Source organism: Paenibacillus sp. FSL H8-0260 (genome assembly GCF_045040625.1).
GTDB lineage: Bacteria > Bacillota > Bacilli > Paenibacillales > Paenibacillaceae > Paenibacillus_AQ > Paenibacillus_AQ odorifer.
In genome coordinates this window covers 6,474,941-6,493,249 of record NZ_CP150298.1, presented here as the reverse complement: position 1 = coordinate 6,493,249, position 18,309 = coordinate 6,474,941, and the positions used below count along the sequence as shown (strand labels likewise).

Below are 18,309 nucleotides of genomic sequence, written 5' to 3'. Positions count from 1 at the left end.
ATAGATGAAACTTGTTACCATAGGGTAGTTAGCGCTGAAGCTAATGACCTATGGTAACCTTTATTTTATAGCGTGGAACATATTGATTTTTATATTAAAAATAGGTTCTTAGTGAAACATTTATGAAGGAAAGCCTGTCTAATAGATAAATAGAATGTTCGGCTTCGAGGAGGAAGAACTTACAGATGTCAAAAAAATTTAAAATTATAATCTTGTTAATTGTCGTTATTGCTGTCGGTTGGGGAATAGGAAAGTACACGTCTCCTTCTGCTTCGGAGAGTAACGGTTCAAATATAAATGTGGGGGATAATCTTCAAGGTGAGCCTGGGGAGACGGGGGAAAGTGATGGAGGGGGGATTACAGACCCGGCAGTAGCTGATCCATCGGATACACCAGATCCATCAGAACCCTCTAGTCCGCCTGAATCAGGCGGTGATAATGCAGGTAGTGTTCCAGATCCTATATCTGCAGAGCCTGATAGTATTACAGTGATGGTAAATAAGCAGTATGGTTTGCCTGATAATTATAAACCAACGGATCTTGTCTATCCTGATGTCCGGTTTACCTTCAAAGAGAAAATCGAAAAGCGTATGATGCGCAGCGAAGCCGCTAAAGCCTTGGAGAAGATGTTCGCAGGTGCAGAGGAAGACGGAATTTATTTAGCAGGCGTTTCTGCCTACCGCTCACAGGCAACCCAGACGACTTTGTATAACCGTTATGTGGAGAGAGATGGGGAAGAAAAAGCCCGTACTTACAGTGCAGTCCCTGGCTATAGCGAGCATCAGACCGGGCTGGCTATTGATGTCTCGGGAAGTGATGGCAAGTGTGCCGCCGAGAGTTGTTTTGGTGGGACGAAGGAAGCCGAGTGGTTGGCCAAGCATGTAGGGGAATATGGTTTTATCATCAGATATCCTGAAGGTAAGCAAGACATTACCGGATATAAGTACGAGCCTTGGCATATCCGTTATGTAGGTAAGGACATTGCTGCCTATATCAATGAGAAGGATATTACGTTGGAAGAATATTATGACGCAATTCCGGTATCGAAATAACACAGACGCAGAGGGCAGTCCTATGAAATTTGTAGGGCTGCTTTTTTCTATGGCAATAAAAAAAGTTCAGAAGTTGCATTCCCTTACAGTTCGGGTAAGATACGTAGTGTAGTCTAAGTAAAAGGAAAGAAGGGGAATAAAGATGTCGATCTACAATTTTGCCGGCGTTACACCTTCGGGTAAAGAAGTGCCGTTTGCGGAGTATGAAGGTAAGGTGCTGCTGATTGCTAATACGGCTAGTAAGTGCGGACTTACGCCACAGTATGGAGATCTTCAGAAACTATACGAACAGTATAGCGATCAAGGACTTGTAGTATTAGGATTCCCCTGCAACCAGTTTGCGGGCCAGGAGCCAGGTACGAGTGAAGAGGCTGAGGAATTCTGTCAGATTAATTATGGAGTTACCTTTCCGGTATTCGCCAAAGTTGATGTTAATGGACCGGATGCCAGCCCGCTTTTCAATTATTTGAAGGAGCAGCAGCCTGGTGCTGGGGACAGCAGCGACATTAGCTGGAATTTCACGAAATTTCTAATTGATCGCAGCGGCAATGTAGTGGCTCGTGTGGAGCCCAAAGAATCGCCGGAAACGATGAAACAACATATTGAGTCACTACTGTAGATCCATTATGGGGTCAGTTGCAGAGTGATCTTCCAAGTATCCCTTCGACTCGGTTTCGACCGATGCTCGCGGGGATTTTCTTTTTTTAAAGGATTAATGGAGATTGCCTTGAATTTTTATTGTGATAAATTATACTTGACGCTTTAAAAAGACGATGTATCCTTTGAAGAGAATATAGCAACTGAGCGAACATGCATAAAAAAGCGGAGTACAGCAGGATAATAACGGCAGGAGGGTTTTATACAAGCATGAAGTTAATTACAGAGGTAGCAGCACAAGCAGGAATCGACGAGCAGCATCTGGAACTATACGGCAAATATAAAAGCAAACTCTCACCTTCCTTATGGGAGGATATGAAAAACAAGCCAGATGGCAAGCTGGTTCTGGTCACTGCGGTGAATCCGACCCCTGCTGGCGAGGGTAAGACCTTAACAACCATCGGGTTGGCGCAGGCAATGAATGCAGCAGGAGTGAAGACCGTGGCTGCTTTACGTGAGCCCTCGCTTGGGCCTTGCTTAGGGATGAAGGGCGGCGCAACAGGCGGCGGGAAGTCGCAGATTGTTCCGGCTGATGAGATTAATTTGCACTTTACCGGTGACATTCATGCGGTAACTTCTGCGCATAATTTATTGTCCGCAATGATTGACAATCATATCTTCCAAGGCAATGAGCTGGGACTGGATCCGCAGCGTATCGTTTGGAAACGTGTCATGGATATGAACGACCGCAGCCTGCGCAGTATTGTGACTGGGCTCGGGGACGGAAATGGAGCGGTACGGGAAAGTGGCTTTCAGATTACAACGGCTTCTGAGATTATGGCTGTGTTATGCTTATGCGATAACCTTATTGATCTCAAGAAGCGTTTAAACCGTATTCTGATTGGATATGACCAAGAGGGACAACCGGTAACAGCCGAGCAAATCGGGGCCGTTGAAGCGATGACAGCGCTGCTTAAGGAAGCAGTTAAGCCAAACTTGGTACAGACTCTGGAAGGTACGCCTGTTATTGTGCACGGGGGACCGTTTGCGAATATCGCTCATGGCTGCAGCAGTGTTATTGGCACTCGTTATGCCCTTAAGCTGGGAGATGTTGTAGTCACCGAAGCAGGCTTCGGAGCGGATCTTGGTGCAGAGAAATTCATGGATATCAAATGCCAACAGGCCGGGTTAACCCCTTCTGCTGCTGTTCTTGTCGTAACTGTTAAGTCCTTAAAATATAACGGTGGTGTGCCTAAAGGCGAGCTTCTAACCGAGAATCGGACGGCGCTGCGCGCGGGATTGGTGAACTTAGAACGTCATGTAGAGAATCTCGGTAAATTTGGAGTCCCTGTTTTAGTTGCCATAAATCATTTTGAAGGGGACAGTGAGGGCGAGATTAATGATGTACTGGAGGCCTGCCGCAATTTAAACGTGCCGGCTGCGATCTCAAAAGTATGGGCGGAAGGTAGTGCAGGTGGACAGGAGCTGGCTTCTGAACTGAACAAGCTCTTGGACAATAGTGGCCCGAGCCAGTTTGCTCCTCTGTATGAGAAGGATCTCGACATTTCATCCAAAATCAACAAAATTGTCCGTGAGATCTACCGCGGGGCAGAAGTGAACTTTTCCCCGGCGGCTAAGCGGAGTCTGGCGGTTATCGAGCGGCTTGGGCTAAATGATCTTCAAGTATGTTTGGCGAAGACGCCTTATTCCTTCTCCGACCAGCCTAGACTCCTCGGAGCACCGGAAGGCTTTACGATTGGTGTCCGAGATATTACCCTTTCGCTTGGTGCAGGTTTTGCGGTAGTTATTACAGGCAATATCGTTACGATGCCAGGTCTGCCAGCTAAGCCAGCCGCTGAGGGACTATGGATGGATGAGGACGGAGAGATTCACGGTTTGGTGTAAAAGTGTTTTAATAAAAGGCTTCTCCTTGTTGGTATTAGAGGGGAGGCTTTTTTTTATGCTTCCTTTGGATTCCTGCAAATGCGGATCATAATGTACCTCCCACGTGGCAAAGCTAACGGAGTCGCATTCGGCAGCAGTGGCGGAAAAAAACTTAAAATTGTGAACAATATGAGGATATAGGTAAAAAAGACTTGTAATGTGATAAATATCACAATATAATCAGTTTATAAAGTGAAATAAATCACAACTAACCCATTGTTGATCAGATTCCATCATTGATCGGTCATGCAAGTCAAATATATAACCCGATTGTCCATTTGAAGGAGGAAGAAATAATGAAAGTAGCTGTCATTGGATGTACCCATGCCGGAACCGCCGCAATTGTGAATACTGCTCAACTTTACCCGGATGCCGAGATTACTGTATATGAGCGTAATGATAATATTTCCTTCTTATCCTGTGGGATTGCCTTGTATGTAGGTGGAGTGGTTAAAGACCCAGAGGGGCTATTCTATTCTTCACCAGAAAAGCTTGCAGAGCTTGGCGTAAAGACCAATATGCGTCATGAAGTAACTGCAGTGGATACGAAGTCCAAAACATTGCGTGTACGCAATCTGGAGACAGGCCACGAGTTCGCTGACACCTACGATAAGCTGATTATGACTACAGGTTCATGGCCGATTGTACCGAAGCTTGAAGGATTTGAACTCGAGGGGATTTTACTTTCCAAGAACTATGATCATTCCAACACTATTATAGAAAAAGCTAAACAAGCAAATAAAATCACCGTCGTCGGCGCTGGATATATCGGCGTAGAACTGGTGGAAGCTTTTCAAATGAATGGCAAGCAAGTTACACTAATTGATGGTGAAGATCGCATTCTGAGTAAATACCTGGATCAAGAATTTACTGCACCGATCGAACAATCTTTTCAGGATCATGGGATTAAATTGGCACTGAATGAGAAGGTTAGCTCTTTTGCAGGCAAAGACGGTAAGGTAACAAAGGTTATTACAAGCAAAGGTGAGCATGAGACAGATCTGGTCATTCTCTGCATTGGTTTCCGTCCTAATACTGAACTCTTAAAAGGTCAAGTCGATATGCTGCCCAATGGTGCCATTGTAGTCAATAACTATATGCAGACTAGCTGCCCGGATGTATATGCCGCTGGCGACAGCTGTGCGATTCATTACAACCCTACAGGCAAACACGCCTATATCCCACTGGCAACCAATGCCGTACGGATGGGAACCTTAGTTGCGCGCAACTTGGTAACAGAGACCATTCCTTATATGGGTACACAAGGAACTTCGGGCATTAAGATTTATGAAGACAATATCGCTGCAACAGGGCTTACTGAAGAAGGAGCTAAGGCTGAAGGAATGGACGTAGAAACCGCCATGATTATTGATAACTACCGTCCAGAATTTATGCCCACCTTTGAGCAGGTTCAGTTAAAAGTAGTGTTTGATCGCGCCACACGCCGTATTCTCGGGGCTCAAATTATGTCCAAGATGGATCTGACGCAATCGATCAACACAGTGTCTGTATGTATTCAAAATCATATGACAATCGACCAACTAGCCTTTATCGATTTCTTCTTCCAACCGCATTACAACAAACCTTGGAACTTCCTGAATACAGTAGGTCTTCAAGCGCTGCCGACAACAGTACCAAGCAAAGAGGCTGTAACGGTTTAAAAAGAAACGTTTGTTTCTGAGTGATTTATCGAAGAATTAGACAGCCTTGTAAAGCTAGAGAAGCAGTGATCCATCTGTTACGGGAGGATCACTGCTTTTTTTTGTTAGGTGCATAATGATTAGCTGCATGGGTAGGTGCAATCCAATGGCTTCGGTGATGGTAGCAAGTCAAATGTGCTCGAAAGTTACGAATAAGGTCAACTGAGTCCGATCGTGCTGAGTCATCGCCCCCCGCAGAAGCTTTCGGACTCAGAAGCCGCTAATTAGCAAATAATCGCCTTTTGAGCGTGGTTTCGGACACCGGTGCAGCTATTACATAGAATGAGGTGCAACTAGTGTGTTTTTGGTGCCAATAGCGACTATGGGGTCCGATAGCGAGCCAAATATGCTCGAAAGTTACGAATAGGGTCAACTGAGTCCGATTGTGCTGAGTTTTCACCCTCCGCAGAAGCTTTCGGACTCAGAAGCCGTTAATTAGCAAATAATCGCCTTTTGAGCGTGGTTTCGGACTCCAGTGCAGCTATTGCATAGAATGAGGTGCAACTAGTGTGTTTTTGGTGCCAATAGCGACTATGGGGTCCGATAGCAAGCCAAATGTGCTCGAAAGCTACGAATAGGGTCAACTGAGTCCGATTGTGCTGAGTTTTCACCCTCCGCAGAAGCTTTCGGACTCAGAAGCCGCTATTTAGCAAATAATCGCCGTTTGAGCGTGGTTTCGGGCTCCAGTGCAGCTATTACATAGAATGAGGTGCAACTAGTGTGTTTTTCGTGCCAATAGCGACAATGGGGTCCGATAGCAAGCCAAATGTGCTCGAAAGCTACGAATAGGGTCAACTGAGTCCGATTGTGCTGAGTTTTCACCCTCCGCAGAAGCTTTCGGACTCAGAAGCCGCTATTTAGCAATTAATCACTTTTTGAGTCTGGTTTCGGACTCCAATGCAGCTATTACATAGAATGAGGTACAAATAGAGTGTTTTTCGTGCCAATAGCGACAATGGGGTCCGATAGCAAGCCAAATGTGCTCGAAAGCTACGAATAGGGTCATCTGAGTCCGATGTCCGGTTGTGGGCCAAATGTGCTCGAAAGTTACGATTAGAGTCAATTGAGTCCGATAGCTGCTGCGTACGCTCAAATGTAATCCAACGAAACAAGATATGCTGGCTTAGCCGGTCATACACAAACTTCTATTTGTGCACAGGTCGCAGTAAATTTGACATGTCAGTGAAAACTTTCACTTAGTTTTCTCAAAGTGATAATTATCACGTTAATGTGTTTTACGACACGCTACAATGGTCATAAAGGAACAAATTTGAAGTAAATAGATGAAGGGGATAGGAACCATGGCTTATAGCAAACCGCAGCAAATTGCCGAAGTAACTGTAGAGAACGGCATAAAAAAAGCTCATAATCCGCTAAGTACCGTACTTATTCTGGGCTTTTTGGGAGGAGCGTTTATTGCGCTCGGGTTTTTATTAGATATTCGCGTCATTGCTGGCGCACCACAGGAATGGGGTTCCATTGCTAACTTTATCGGAGCCGCAGTCTTCCCCGTTGGGCTGATCATGGTACTCCTTGCAGGTGGAGAACTGCTGACAGGGAATATGATGGCCGTGCCGCTCGCTTTTATGGCTAAGAAGATTTCTTTCTGGGAAGTTGTGAAGAATCTTTTGCTCATTACGATTAGTAATCTGGCAGGGGCATTATTTGTAGCTTATTTCTTCGGTCATGTGGTGGGTTTAACTTCAGAGGGTGTGTATTTAGAAAAATTGGTGGATATGGCTGGTCATAAAATCGATGCAGAATTCTTTCCGGCATTTGTTTCGGGTATCGGCTGTAACTGGCTCGTTGCGCTGGCCGTATGGCTCTCCTATGGAGCAGATAACTTCAGCGGCAAAATCCTTGGTATTTGGTTTCCAACGATGGCCTTTGTTGCGATCGGATTCCAGCACGTTGTAGCTAACATGTTCCTAATTCCAGCAGCTATTTTTGAAGGTTATTATTCATGGGGGCAATACTTCACTAACTTTGTTCCCGTCTGGCTCGGCAATCTAACGGGTGGGGCAATATTTGTCGCAGCTGCCTATTGGATGGCATACTTGCGTAAAGCACCTACGGCTATTCAATCCGTAGATAGCATGTCCGGCAGCAGTGTCAAGAAACACGCTTAAGCTCGTCTTATAGAGCACTCCATAGAACATTCAAGGTCTGCCTTATTGGTGGCGTTAATGTTTTAGGGGTGCTTTTTGTTATGTAGACACAAAAAAAATCCGCCGTGATATATCCGCGCTCGGGGGAACGAAATCGGATCACGGCGAATTTTGAAGGGGGAGTGTTTCTAGGCTCTATTACCCCGTCTTTCTAAAAGCGAATCAGTTTCTTCTTGTTTAGTTTGCTTTACGGACGACAGCCACGGCTTTAAAATAAGAATAGATATTAGAACTAGAGAGGACTGCGGACGTGAACCCCAAGGGAGACGGGATATTTCATGCGATATGTGCGTTTTATCCTCTAGATTTCATGCGCACTTTATCACGATAAAACGTCAATGTGTATGCTTGCTCATAGCCCTGTTTTGGGATGATACTGGATGAATTAATGACACATATATAACAGGGGATGTACACTACTTATGAAGTTTTTACAGGCATATCCAAAAGAAGTGAAAATATTTCTCATTGCCAGCCTAATTAACGCAACAGGTAGTGCGCTGATGTGGCCGCTCGTTACGATGTATGTATTTGATGAGCTTGGACGCAGCATGTCAGATGCTGGACTGGTGATTCTTATTCAATCGGTTGGTGGGATCGTGGGTCAACTACTCGGGGGCTCACTCTATCATAAGGTAGGCGTGAACCGGCTGATTGTCGGAGCGCTCGCCATGAATGCTTTGGCACTGTTCACCTTGCCGGCAGCTAGTAACAACTGGACGTTATTTATGGTTGCAATGGGACTAGTGGGATTATTTAATTCCTTATCATTACCTGCCATTCAGGCATTTATCGGCTTTCGTTTCACGAAGCAGCGTGGTGAGCTGTTTAATGTTATTTATGTCGCCAATAATATTGGTGTAGCACTGGGGACGGCATTAAGTGGTTTTTTGGCCGATATTTCCTATATGCTAAGCTTTGTAATGAATGGTGTAACCTCGGCGGTATTTGCGGGTTTCTTTTTTATATATCTGAAGAAAATCGGTGGAGAACCTGCGCATGAGGTAATGGGGCATCAGAAGAATGAACCAGAGAAACAATCCACGTGGAAGCTAATGGGGCATACTCGTATTTATCTTTATATGGGGATCGGTTCTTTGTTCCTGCTTCTCGGTAACTCTATCTGGAATACAGGGGTATCTCCGTTCATTATTTCAGAGGGCTGGCCTAAGAAAACTTATGGTTTTCTCTGGACACTGAACGGTATTTTGATTTTTGCAGCTCAGCCATTGGTAACAATGATTAAGCGCTGGTTCGCGTCTACCTCAACGGCGCAAATGACTGCAAGTGCCCTGTTTTATTTGGGTGGCTATGCGTTTCTTTTGTGGATGCCTAATTATCCTGGCTTAGTGCTTGGAATGGTGCTTGCTACACTGGGAGAAATGCTGATTTCTCCAGCGATGCCATCCTTTATCTCGGATCATGCGGGGCGCAGCGCACCGTTTTATTTGGGACTAAGCGGAGGGATTGGTGCAGTCGGGAGAGTCATTGGCCCTTACTTCATGGGCAGACTGTATGATAGCGGTGGTTTGGCACCAACAGCCTGGCTGGCCTGTGCGATGGCGCTGCTGTCGGTAGGGTTTTTCGTCATCCATGCTTTAGTCAATCGTAAAGGCCATTCGTTAGAGCGGTCCGTAGGATAACTATACACAGTGGATTCCAACATCTGCTGTGAATTCTATAGAGGTGCAAGGCAAGGGGTGTACATCTTATGAAACAAATCAACAAGGCAAGGTTAACTATTAGACCCTCAGAGATTAAAGACGTGCGAGAACTGATTGATCTGGACCATCTGATTTGGACAGAGGACACTAGCCCGGGACCTATGTTGTGGCGCTCACAAGAAGATTTCTTACTGAATGCTCCCCCGGGCTCACAGCTCGTCGCGCTGCAAGATGACAAGCTATGTGGATATGTCGGGTTTGGCTGCCCTAGTAGAATGGAGAGCAACCGGCATGTGTGCGAGGTTAATATTGCTGTTCATCCGAACTATCAACGTTTAGGCATCGGCCGGCAGCTCATGGAAGCCATTAAGGGACATGCTGCGGCGCATGCTATTCGTAAGCTTCGCCTGCGTGTATTATCCTGCAATGAATCAGCGATTTCTTTTTACCGGGAATGCGGTTTTGTGGAAGAGGGGCGTCTGCGGGAGGAGTTTTATCTTGGCGGCCGTTATGTAGATGAGATATTTATGAGCTGCATGCTGACAGGAGGAAATGAATATGGAGATCATCTCGCTTAATGTCGGTCGGCCGGTGACGGTGGATTATCGGGGAAAACCTTTGGAGACCGGAATTTATAAAACACCTGTAGAAGGACCAGTTCAGCTACATACCAATGGATTTGTTGGAGATGGCCAGGCAGATCTTAAACATCATGGAGGTCCTGACAAGGCGGTATGCGCCTATCCCATTGAGCACTATCCTTATTGGGAACAGCAGCTGGGAAAGAAACTGGAGTACTCGGCTTTTGGAGAAAATATCACCATCACAGGTCTGCTGGAGACAGAGGTATGTATTGGCGATGTATATGAAATAGGAACCACTTTGCTTCAGGTTAGCCAACCACGATACCCTTGCTTCAAAATCTCACAAAAGCATGGACCCGCAGATCTACCGGCTCAAGTTCTGGATACAAGGTATAGCGGATTTTACTTGCGTGTACTTCGTGAAGGAAAGATTTCAACCGGTGATGCAATTGTCAAAAAAGAAAACGGAGACAGCAATGCGTCCGTGGCGCATGTACTGTATTTAATGCAGGTTGGGCTGCAAGAGAAGGCTGCTCTGGCAGAGCTTGTGGAGCTGGAAGCTCTCTCAGCCGTAGTACGGAACAAGTTTCGAAAACAACTGGGTATGCCAGAGATCTAATCTTGGTCTGCTCAAAAAAAAACCTGGAGGCGTATGCCAGCCAGGTTTTTTTTTGCTTGCGTGTTTGTTTAACTTTGCTTTGCTTGTAACTTAGCCGAGCAGCTGCCACTCACTACGCAATAAACCATATACGGCGTGATTCACGTAGCCATCGGGCAGCTTTTCTGCCTGTCTGATCACACCTTCGAGCACAAAACCAAGCCGTTCAGGAATTGCCCGGCTAGTTACGTTGGCGGTTGCGCAGCGAATTTCTACCCGCTGCAGCTCCATTTCAAGCAGGGCGTAGTCTACTAGAACTCGGCAGGCACTGGTCATATAACCTTTGCCTTCATATCCATCACCAAGCCAATAACCAATCCCTACGGAACGGTTATGCCAGTCAATCTGGTGATACCCAATGACGCCAGCGAGCTCGCCGCGGACCCAAAGTCCAGCAGTGAAGGCGCCATTGTCGGTGCCTTGTTTTATAGCATTTTTAATGAAATTAAGGGTGTGATCCTGTTCCGTAACGGCATCAACCCAAGGAAGCCATTGCCTAAGTCGTTCCCGCGAGCGCTCCACTAACGCGAATATGTGCCTAGCATGCTCAGGCATGAGTGGCTTTAAGATAAGCTCTTCGTCGATGACATAATTAAACAAGTGGTTGCCTCCTTTCGGCACAAGGCCTTATGTATGATTATGGATTTTTTCTTATGATTATCATGCTACTCTATCGCCCGCAGAGAAGTCAAAAGGTCTAAAGATGCTAAAAATTGATCCAGGCCATGTGCCCCCTTTTATTGAACAATCTACAGTTAACGGGTATATTAGTAGGAAACATGTTTATACAAGAAGTAGTGTAACACTACAGAACGAAAGGTTGATAGCTGTGGAGAACCGTACTACCCCCTCCAATTTTATTAAAAATGTTATTACCGAAGACCTCCGTACGGGTAAAGTAAAAGAAGTTGTCACACGCTTTCCGCCGGAGCCGAACGGTTACTTACATATCGGACATGCCAAGGCGATTTGGATTAACTTTACACTGGCGGACGAGTTCGGTGGCAAGACTAACCTAAGATTTGACGACACGAATCCTGCCAAAGAAGATACGGAATATGTGAACTCCATTCAGGAAGATGTAAAGTGGCTGGGCTATGAATGGGAAGAGCTGCGTTTTGCATCGGATTATTTTGAGGAAATGTACAAACGTGCCGAATTATTAATTACTAAAGGCAAAGCTTATGTAGATGACCTCAGCGCGGATGAAATTCGCCAATTGCGGGGAACGCTGACAGAGCCAGGACAGAACAGTCCACATCGTGAGCGCAGCATCGAAGAGAATTTGGATCTGTTCCGCCGTATGCGGGCAGGGGAATTCAAAGATGGTGAGAAGGTTCTTCGTGCCAAGATCGATATGGCATCACCAAATATTAATCTGCGTGATCCTGTCATCTATCGGATTACTCATGCGCATCACCATAATACAGGGGATAAATGGTGCATCTACCCGATGTACACGTTCGCTCATCCACTTGAGGACGCCATTGAAGGAGTAACTCACTCCCTTTGTTCGCTTGAGTTTGAAGATCAACGCCCATTTTATGATTGGGTCGTAGCGGAATGTGAGATGCCTTCTGTTCCGCATCAATATGAATTCGGCCGTCTGAATCTCGCTCAAACCATGACTAGTAAACGTAAGCTGAAGCTGCTGGTAGACGAAAAACATGTGGATGGCTGGGACGATCCGCGGATGCCAACGATCTCCGGCCTGCGCCGCAGAGGATATACGCCGGAAGCGATTCGTAAATTCGTGTACGAAGCAGGGATCTCCAAGAGTCAGGGTCTAGTGGACCTGCAAATGCTGGAGCACTTTATCCGGGAAGACCTTAAGTTAACTGTGCCTCGCACCATGGCTATACTTCGTCCGCTTAAGGTTGTTATCACCAATTATCCGGAAGGCCAAACAGAATGGCTTGAAGCGGAGAATAATACAGAGAATGAAGAAATGGGTGTACGCCAAATTCCGTTCTCTCGTGAGATTTATGTTGAGCGCGACGACTTTATGGAGAATCCGCCCAATAAATATTTCCGCTTGTTCCCCGGCAATGAAGTACGCCTGAAGCATGCTTATTTCATCAAATGTAATGAAGTCATTAAAGATGAGAATGGCGAGGTTGTTGAACTGCATTGTACGTATGATCCGGAAACAAAGAGTGGCAGTGGATTTACAGGCCGTAAGGTAAAAGGTACTCTGCACTGGGTAGAAGCTAGTCAAGCTGTGCCTGCAGAATTCCGTTTATACGAGCCACTGATTTCTGCTGAAGAAGTAGATGAAGCTGCAGAAGTTGAAGGTCTGGATTCCACGGTAGAGAAAGCGGAGCCTAGCTTCTTGGATCAGCTTAATCCTAAATCCATTGAAATCTTACAAGGTTTTGTGGAACCCGCGCTTAAGGACAGTGTGGCTCAGGATAAATTCCAGTTCTTCCGTCATGGCTATTTTAATGTAGATAGCAAATACTCGGCGCCTGGGCATCTCGTATTCAATCTTATCGTTTCACTGAAGAGTTCATTTCAGCCTCCAAAACAAGGCTAACACTTGATTCGTTCAGGTTCTTTATAATAAAACAGGCACAAACGTCCCGTTTAGGTACGTTTGTGCCTGTTTTTTATGTTTTCGCTTATAATATTTCGATGTGAGAGAGTTCTTCCTCATCCTCTGTAGGGGGCCGGTAGCCTCCACGGTTTACAAAGAGCCACATGAAAGTAAAGCCTAGCGTTCCAAACAGTGTCAAGAAGACACCCGCTTGATACATGCTCTGTGCCCCTAGATTTTGATACATCCATCCGCCGAGAACTCCTCCAACAATACCGGCTATACCGCTCCAAGTCAGTGTGTAGAGCGCTTGTCCTGAAGCACGGTAAGGTCTTGGAATAAGAAGCATGGTCAGTTGAGTGCCTACATAGAAGAAACCACCAAATGTTATGCAGTGTAAAATTTGAATGAGCACTACTTGGAGGGCTGTAGTCGCGTCCGCCATGAACCACCATCGTAGTACGAATAAAGCGCTAACCAGCGCAAGCCAGCCGAGCAGAACAGATATTTTACGTTTAAGGAATCGGTCGCAGAGAACAAATACACCCACTTCCAAAATAGAGGAGAGGAATACTGCGAGACCAATCATTCCCTTGGAGCCGCCTAGGTCCGTAATATACAAAGACATGAATGTAGTGTTCATGGTGTTCGGTATGGAAACTAGGATACCAAACAATATGAAACACAAGAAAAAGGGATTATAAATTAGTTTGCTGAAGCCTCTATACGGCATAGGAGCCATGCCAATGGTATGGTTAAGTTTCGGTAATGCAAGAATGGATAACATTGATGCACATAGTAAGCCTGCAAACAGATAGGACAAGATAGATACACCAGCCCAATCAAGGACCAATCCGGCGGCAATTGCAATTAGTGCCCACCCCAATGAACCCCAAAGCCGAAAAGAACGGAAGCGATAGTTAGTTCCGTCAATATAGCTGAGAATCATCGTATTGCTCTGAGCAAATAACGGTCCTTGGAAGAAATAGAACAAAAGAATGGAGATGTAGATCATCTCATATGTATTTGCCCGAAACATAAGCTGGGATAACACTAACGTTCCGATTAACATAAGCAAAACGATTCTCCGGATATTCTGGTATCGGTCAGTCCAGATTGCCCAGAATGGATTTGCAAAGATGGATACTAGCGCACCCATAGAAAATACGGCACCGATCTCTAATTTGTTCATCCCTACATCCAGCAGGTATAGTTGAAAGAAGCTGGAGAAGAGGACCATGGTTCCGTATACAAAAAAATTGAACCATTTTAAAGACGTGAAAGAAGATGGATAGTTAACGCCTTTCCGCAAATGCGTCACTCCTTTCCCACTAGATGTCTTGCATGGATATACTGACCAATATTAGGCCCTTCTATCACTGTAACACGTGTTGAAAAGGGATACAAACTTCCTTTTTTACTTTTTTACATTTTTTTAACGTTTATTTAAATTTGATCCGCTAAGTGACAAAAAACGCATATAACAAGTTTGCAGGTGGCAGAAATGTTAGGCGTTTGCTCTTCCTTACTAGGAATATACCTGAGGATTACCCTATCTACGTTTGTATAAAAGAGAATCAATGGGTTTAACTTCAGTTTACAATTCAGGGCTAGGATAGGGTTAAGCGAAACAGAGATGATACATTCTTCTCGCAGATTCACCAAGAAAAGGGGAGCTTTTGCATGAAAAAATCCGAAGCTAAGGGGAAAACGGCGCTGAAGCCATTCCTCACATTATTAAAAGAAACCAAGCCTTCATACGGCTTATTGGCAATAGCCATTGCACTAAGCATGATCTCGACATTGGTTAGTCTAGTGATCCCAATGTTTACCAAAAATCTGGTGGATGGCTTTTCTTTGGCTTCTGTCAGCAAGCTGCAAATTGCAGGCATAGCGGGTGCTTTTATCGCGCAGACGATCGCCGGGGGAATCTCTATCTATCTGCTGAATTATGTAGGCCAGAAGATGGTTGCAGGTCTTCGTGACCGGTTATGGCGTAAATTTTTAGTGTTGCCAATAGCTTATTACAATGATAATCGGACAGGAGAAAGCGTCAGCCGGATGACGAATGATACAGGGATCATCAAAACGCTGATCTCTGAACATCTGGCCAGCTTATTTACCGGAGTGATTTCCATTGTGGGCTCCATTGCTGTGCTGTTATTTTTAAACTGGAAGATGACGCTTGTTCTGTTCACCGTTCTTCCACTATCTGCGTTGATTTTGGTGCCGCTTGGACGGCAGATGTACAAAATCTCCAAAGGCATGCAGGACGAAACAGCTTCTTTTACCGCCACACTTAGTGGTGTATTGTCAGAGATCCGTCTGGTGAAATCCTCGGGTGCAGAGAAAAAAGAGTACGAAGCAGGCAAAACCGGAATTATGAACCTGCTCTCCTTTGGCATTCGTGAAGGCAAAATCAGCGCTATGATCAGTCCACTTGTCTCTTTTGTCTTTATGATGTTACTTGTGGTCATTATCGGTTATGGCGGAATGCAGGTATCTTCCGGTGCTTTGACAGCTGGAGAGCTGGTAGCCTTTATCCTGTATCTTATTCAGATTATTATGCCGCTTACTCAATTGACCACGTTCTTTACACAGATTCAGAAAGCTAAAGGGGCATCAGAGCGCATTATTGAAACTCTGGCAGCAGAAGAGGAGGTATATGAGGGCCAGGAAGAGGCGAACGGTGCAGAGGGTCCTATCTCGGTAGAAGATCTAAGCTTTGGATATAAAAATGGTGAGAATGTGCTAACCGATGTAAGCTTCCGGATGCTTCCGGGTCAGGTGACGGCTATTGTTGGACCGAGCGGGGGAGGCAAGACTACATTATTTTCACTGCTCGAACGATTCTATGAGCCTCAGAAAGGTATGGTTAAGTTAGGCGATAAACCAGTGTCAACCTTCTCATTACGCTCATGGCGGAAACTGATCGGGTACGTCTCACAGGAAAGCCCATTGTTGGCAGGTACGATTGCTGAGAATTTAACCTATGGATTGGATCGAGACGTTAGCATGGAGGAGATGCGCGCAGCAGCAGCAATGGCTTATGCAGATGGCTTTATCGATGAGCTTCCTGAAGGATATAATACGGATGTTGGTGAGAGAGGTGTGAAGCTCTCGGGTGGACAGCGGCAACGGATTGCTATTGCTAGAGCGCTGCTGCGGAATCCAAAGATTCTTATGCTTGATGAGGCGACCTCCAGTCTGGATAGCCAATCAGAGGCCGTAGTGCAGAAGGCACTGTCCAATTTGATGAAGGGCCGGACTACGATTGTAATTGCGCACCGTTTGGCTACTGTTGTAAATGCTGAGCAGATTATTTTTATGGAAAAGGGCCAGATTACCGGGATGGGAAGACATGAAGAACTGCTGGAAAACCATGAGCTATATCGTGAATTTGCCACCCAGCAGCTGCAGATGAATAACCTTGAGATTCAAGACAATAAAGAGGAGGCTCCAGTGATACATGACAAAAATACTAGTAGCGGACGACGATCCGCACATCCGCGAATTGGTAGAAGTATTTCTGAGAGCTGAGGGGATGGATGACATCTATGGAGCTTCTGATGGACTGGAGGCTCTTCAGATTCTGGAGAGCCATAACATAGACTTAGCCATTATTGATGTGATGATGCCCAATTTGGATGGCTGGGAGCTGTGCCGGAAGATGCGCCAAACCTATGATTTTCCGATATTGATGCTGACGGCTAAGGGAGAGACCTCACAAATTGTGAAGGGCTTTGAGCTGGGAAGTGATGACTATCTCGTCAAACCCTTTGAGCCAGTGGTGCTTATTGCGCGAGTAAAGGCGCTGCTCAAACGCTACCAAATCTCTGCTGCACAAAGTGTGGGGATTGGCCGGCTGCGAATGAATCGTAAAACCTACGAGGTATCCTCAGAGTATGGAGAAGTCACTTTGCCGCTTAAGGAATTTGAGCTGTTATTTAAGCTGGGCAGCTATCCGGGGCAGACATTGACTAGAGACAGGCTAATCGAAGAGATATGGGGTTATGATTTTGAAGGGAATGAGCGGACGCTCGATGTGCATATCAACCGTTTACGCGAACGGTTCGCTCCTGATAAATACGGGTTTGTTATTCGTACCATCCGCGGATTAGGCTATCGGCTGGAGGCAGAGGCATGAACCGGTTTAAGGAGCTTCTTAAGCGGATTGGGATGACTTTTATTTACTTCGGTGGTGTTGGGATTAGCTGGAGTGCAGCTTATTTCTTGATGAACTGGATATATGGCAGGGTTGGACGCCCCTCTTCGGAGTATTTGACCCAGTTAATCGGCGTGATGGTCGGAATTGTGATTTTGTTTTTGATGGCATTGGTAACCTCCAAGTTATTCCGGGGCTGGGAACGTGTTTTTTATAAATCAATTATCGAAGGTTTAGGGCGGATTGCTAAGGGTGATTTCAATGTGGTACTTGATAATACAAAGGACTACGGTGATTTCGGTGAGATTGTAGAGAGTATCAACGTAATGGCCAGCGAACTGAGCCAGATGGAGACCATGCGTCAGGATTTTATCTCTAATGTATCGCATGAAATTCAATCTCCGCTAACCTCTATTCGGGGGTTTGCTCTTGCACTGCAGGATGAAACTCTGAGTGTGAAGAGCAGGAGGCACTACCTTAATATTATAGTGGCTGAGAGTACCCGTGTATCTGGGCTTAGTGATAATTTATTGAAGCTGTCCGCGCTTGAATCGGGCAATTTTCCGTTTGAAAATCAGATTTACCGCCTGGATAAGCAGCTTAGAGATACGATTCTGGCTTCTGAACCACAGTGGTTGGAGAAAAAAATAGAGGTAGAGGCTGAACTGGAAGAAGTGAATGTATCTGCTGTAAAAGATTTAATGAGTCAGGTTTGGACTAATCTGCTGCATAACAGTATCAAGTTTACTCCGCAGAACGGTTGCATCCATATTAGCCTTCGCATGGTGGATGAGCAGGTAGAGGTGGAGATTCAAGATAGTGGGATTGGCATCTCGGAGGAAGATCTGCCTCGGATCTTCGAGCGTTTCTATAAGGCAGATAAAGCTAGAACCGCAAGTGGTGGCGGTAGTGGACTAGGTCTGTCATTGGTTAAAAAAATCGTTGAGCTGCATGAAGGTAAGGTAACTGCAAATAGTCGCCCGGGGGATGGGACAGCGTTCAAGGTGAGCTTGCCAGTACGAATGAAATAAACTTGCTGTATGTGAAAAACAGCTGAAGCCGGTATTCTGGGTGGATTCGAAGACAATACCTTCCGTCCTGAGAATAAGGCTACAAGAGCCGAGGCGGCGGCGACTATTTCTAAGCTGCTCGAAGCTCTATCTCTCTAATAGTGATTGAATAGCTCATCGCTAAGCTTTAAGCACAACGCCGCTTTCCCAGATCGTTCAGTGGGAAAGCGG

15 protein-coding genes are annotated in these 18,309 nt (G+C 45.7%); 13 read left to right on the top strand and 2 right to left on the bottom strand.

The window, feature by feature from the left end:
* Window positions 1–185 precede the first annotated feature (185 nt).
* The 8 genes from MHI51_RS28885 to MHI51_RS28850 all read left to right on the top strand — a co-directional run bounded on the left by MHI51_RS28885 (window position 186) and on the right by MHI51_RS28850 (window position 10,328).
* Complete coding sequence (locus tag MHI51_RS28885) at window positions 186–1,052, top strand: D-alanyl-D-alanine carboxypeptidase family protein (RefSeq protein WP_076179201.1); 867 nt, start codon at window positions 186–188, stop codon at window positions 1,050–1,052.
* A 142-nt stretch (window positions 1,053–1,194) separates the two neighbouring features.
* Entirely contained in the window at window positions 1,195–1,671 is a 477-nt protein-coding gene (locus MHI51_RS28880; protein ID WP_036681956.1) for a glutathione peroxidase, read from the top strand.
* Between the two features lie 248 nt (window positions 1,672–1,919).
* Window positions 1,920–3,554 (top strand): formate--tetrahydrofolate ligase, encoded by a 1,635-nt coding sequence (locus tag MHI51_RS28875; RefSeq protein ID WP_076123967.1) that lies wholly within the window; start codon window positions 1,920–1,922, stop codon window positions 3,552–3,554.
* A gap of 335 nt (window positions 3,555–3,889) precedes the next feature.
* Entirely contained in the window at window positions 3,890–5,254 is a 1,365-nt protein-coding gene (locus tag MHI51_RS28870; RefSeq protein WP_038573671.1) for an FAD-dependent oxidoreductase, read from the top strand.
* A 1,340-nt stretch (window positions 5,255–6,594) separates the two neighbouring features.
* Window positions 6,595–7,422 carry a formate/nitrite transporter family protein gene (locus MHI51_RS28865; protein WP_036681949.1) on the top strand — a complete coding sequence of 276 codons (828 nt, stop codon included), beginning with the start codon at window positions 6,595–6,597 and terminating at the stop codon, window positions 7,420–7,422.
* 461 nt (window positions 7,423–7,883) lie between these two features.
* Window positions 7,884–9,104 carry an MFS transporter gene (locus tag MHI51_RS28860; RefSeq protein WP_076123961.1) on the top strand — a complete coding sequence of 407 codons (1,221 nt, stop codon included), beginning with the start codon at window positions 7,884–7,886 and terminating at the stop codon, window positions 9,102–9,104.
* A gap of 68 nt (window positions 9,105–9,172) precedes the next feature.
* The gene (locus MHI51_RS28855) at window positions 9,173–9,703 is read left to right on the top strand and encodes a GNAT family N-acetyltransferase (protein ID WP_076276928.1); all 531 of its coding nucleotides are present in this window, start codon (window positions 9,173–9,175) and stop codon (window positions 9,701–9,703) included.
* Window positions 9,684–10,328, top strand: a complete 645-nt coding sequence (locus MHI51_RS28850; protein ID WP_081387505.1) for an MOSC domain-containing protein — start codon at window positions 9,684–9,686, stop codon at window positions 10,326–10,328. Before MHI51_RS28855 ends, MHI51_RS28850 begins: the two co-directional genes overlap by 20 nt.
* Window positions 10,329–10,418: 90 nt before the next feature.
* Here the strand turns inward: MHI51_RS28850 and MHI51_RS28845 are convergent, their stop codons facing one another.
* On the bottom strand, window positions 10,419–10,967 hold the full coding sequence (locus MHI51_RS28845) for a GNAT family N-acetyltransferase (RefSeq protein WP_036681941.1): 549 nt from the start codon (window positions 10,965–10,967) through the stop codon (window positions 10,419–10,421).
* Between the two features lie 229 nt (window positions 10,968–11,196).
* Here MHI51_RS28845 and MHI51_RS28840 point away from each other — a divergent pair, with 229 nt between their 5' ends.
* A complete protein-coding gene (locus MHI51_RS28840; protein WP_038574952.1) occupies window positions 11,197–12,903 on the top strand; it encodes a glutamine--tRNA ligase/YqeY domain fusion protein in 1,707 nt (568 codons plus the stop codon).
* 85 nt (window positions 12,904–12,988) lie between these two features.
* Here MHI51_RS28840 and MHI51_RS28835 read toward each other — a convergent pair whose 3' ends face one another.
* Window positions 12,989–14,224: an MFS transporter gene (locus tag MHI51_RS28835; protein WP_305953522.1), complete on the bottom strand. Its 1,236-nt coding sequence runs from the start codon at window positions 14,222–14,224 to the stop codon at window positions 12,989–12,991.
* 362 nt (window positions 14,225–14,586) lie between these two features.
* Between MHI51_RS28835 and MHI51_RS28830 the strand changes: the two genes are divergently transcribed.
* The 4 genes from MHI51_RS28830 to MHI51_RS28815 are packed head-to-tail and all read left to right on the top strand — an operon-like array spanning window position 14,587 to window position 18,237.
* Window positions 14,587–16,443: an ABC transporter ATP-binding protein gene (locus tag MHI51_RS28830; RefSeq protein ID WP_076276926.1), complete on the top strand. Its 1,857-nt coding sequence runs from the start codon at window positions 14,587–14,589 to the stop codon at window positions 16,441–16,443.
* Entirely contained in the window at window positions 16,373–17,050 is a 678-nt protein-coding gene (locus tag MHI51_RS28825) for a response regulator transcription factor (RefSeq protein WP_036681932.1), read from the top strand. The genes MHI51_RS28830 and MHI51_RS28825 overlap by 71 nt, the downstream gene beginning before the upstream one ends.
* The gene (locus MHI51_RS28820) at window positions 17,047–18,099 is read left to right on the top strand and encodes a HAMP domain-containing sensor histidine kinase (protein WP_076192343.1); all 1,053 of its coding nucleotides are present in this window, start codon (window positions 17,047–17,049) and stop codon (window positions 18,097–18,099) included. Before MHI51_RS28825 ends, MHI51_RS28820 begins: the two co-directional genes overlap by 4 nt.
* A gap of 33 nt (window positions 18,100–18,132) precedes the next feature.
* A complete protein-coding gene (locus tag MHI51_RS28815; RefSeq protein WP_081387510.1) occupies window positions 18,133–18,237 on the top strand; it encodes an S-layer homology domain-containing protein in 105 nt (34 codons plus the stop codon).
* Window positions 18,238–18,309 lie beyond the last annotated feature (72 nt).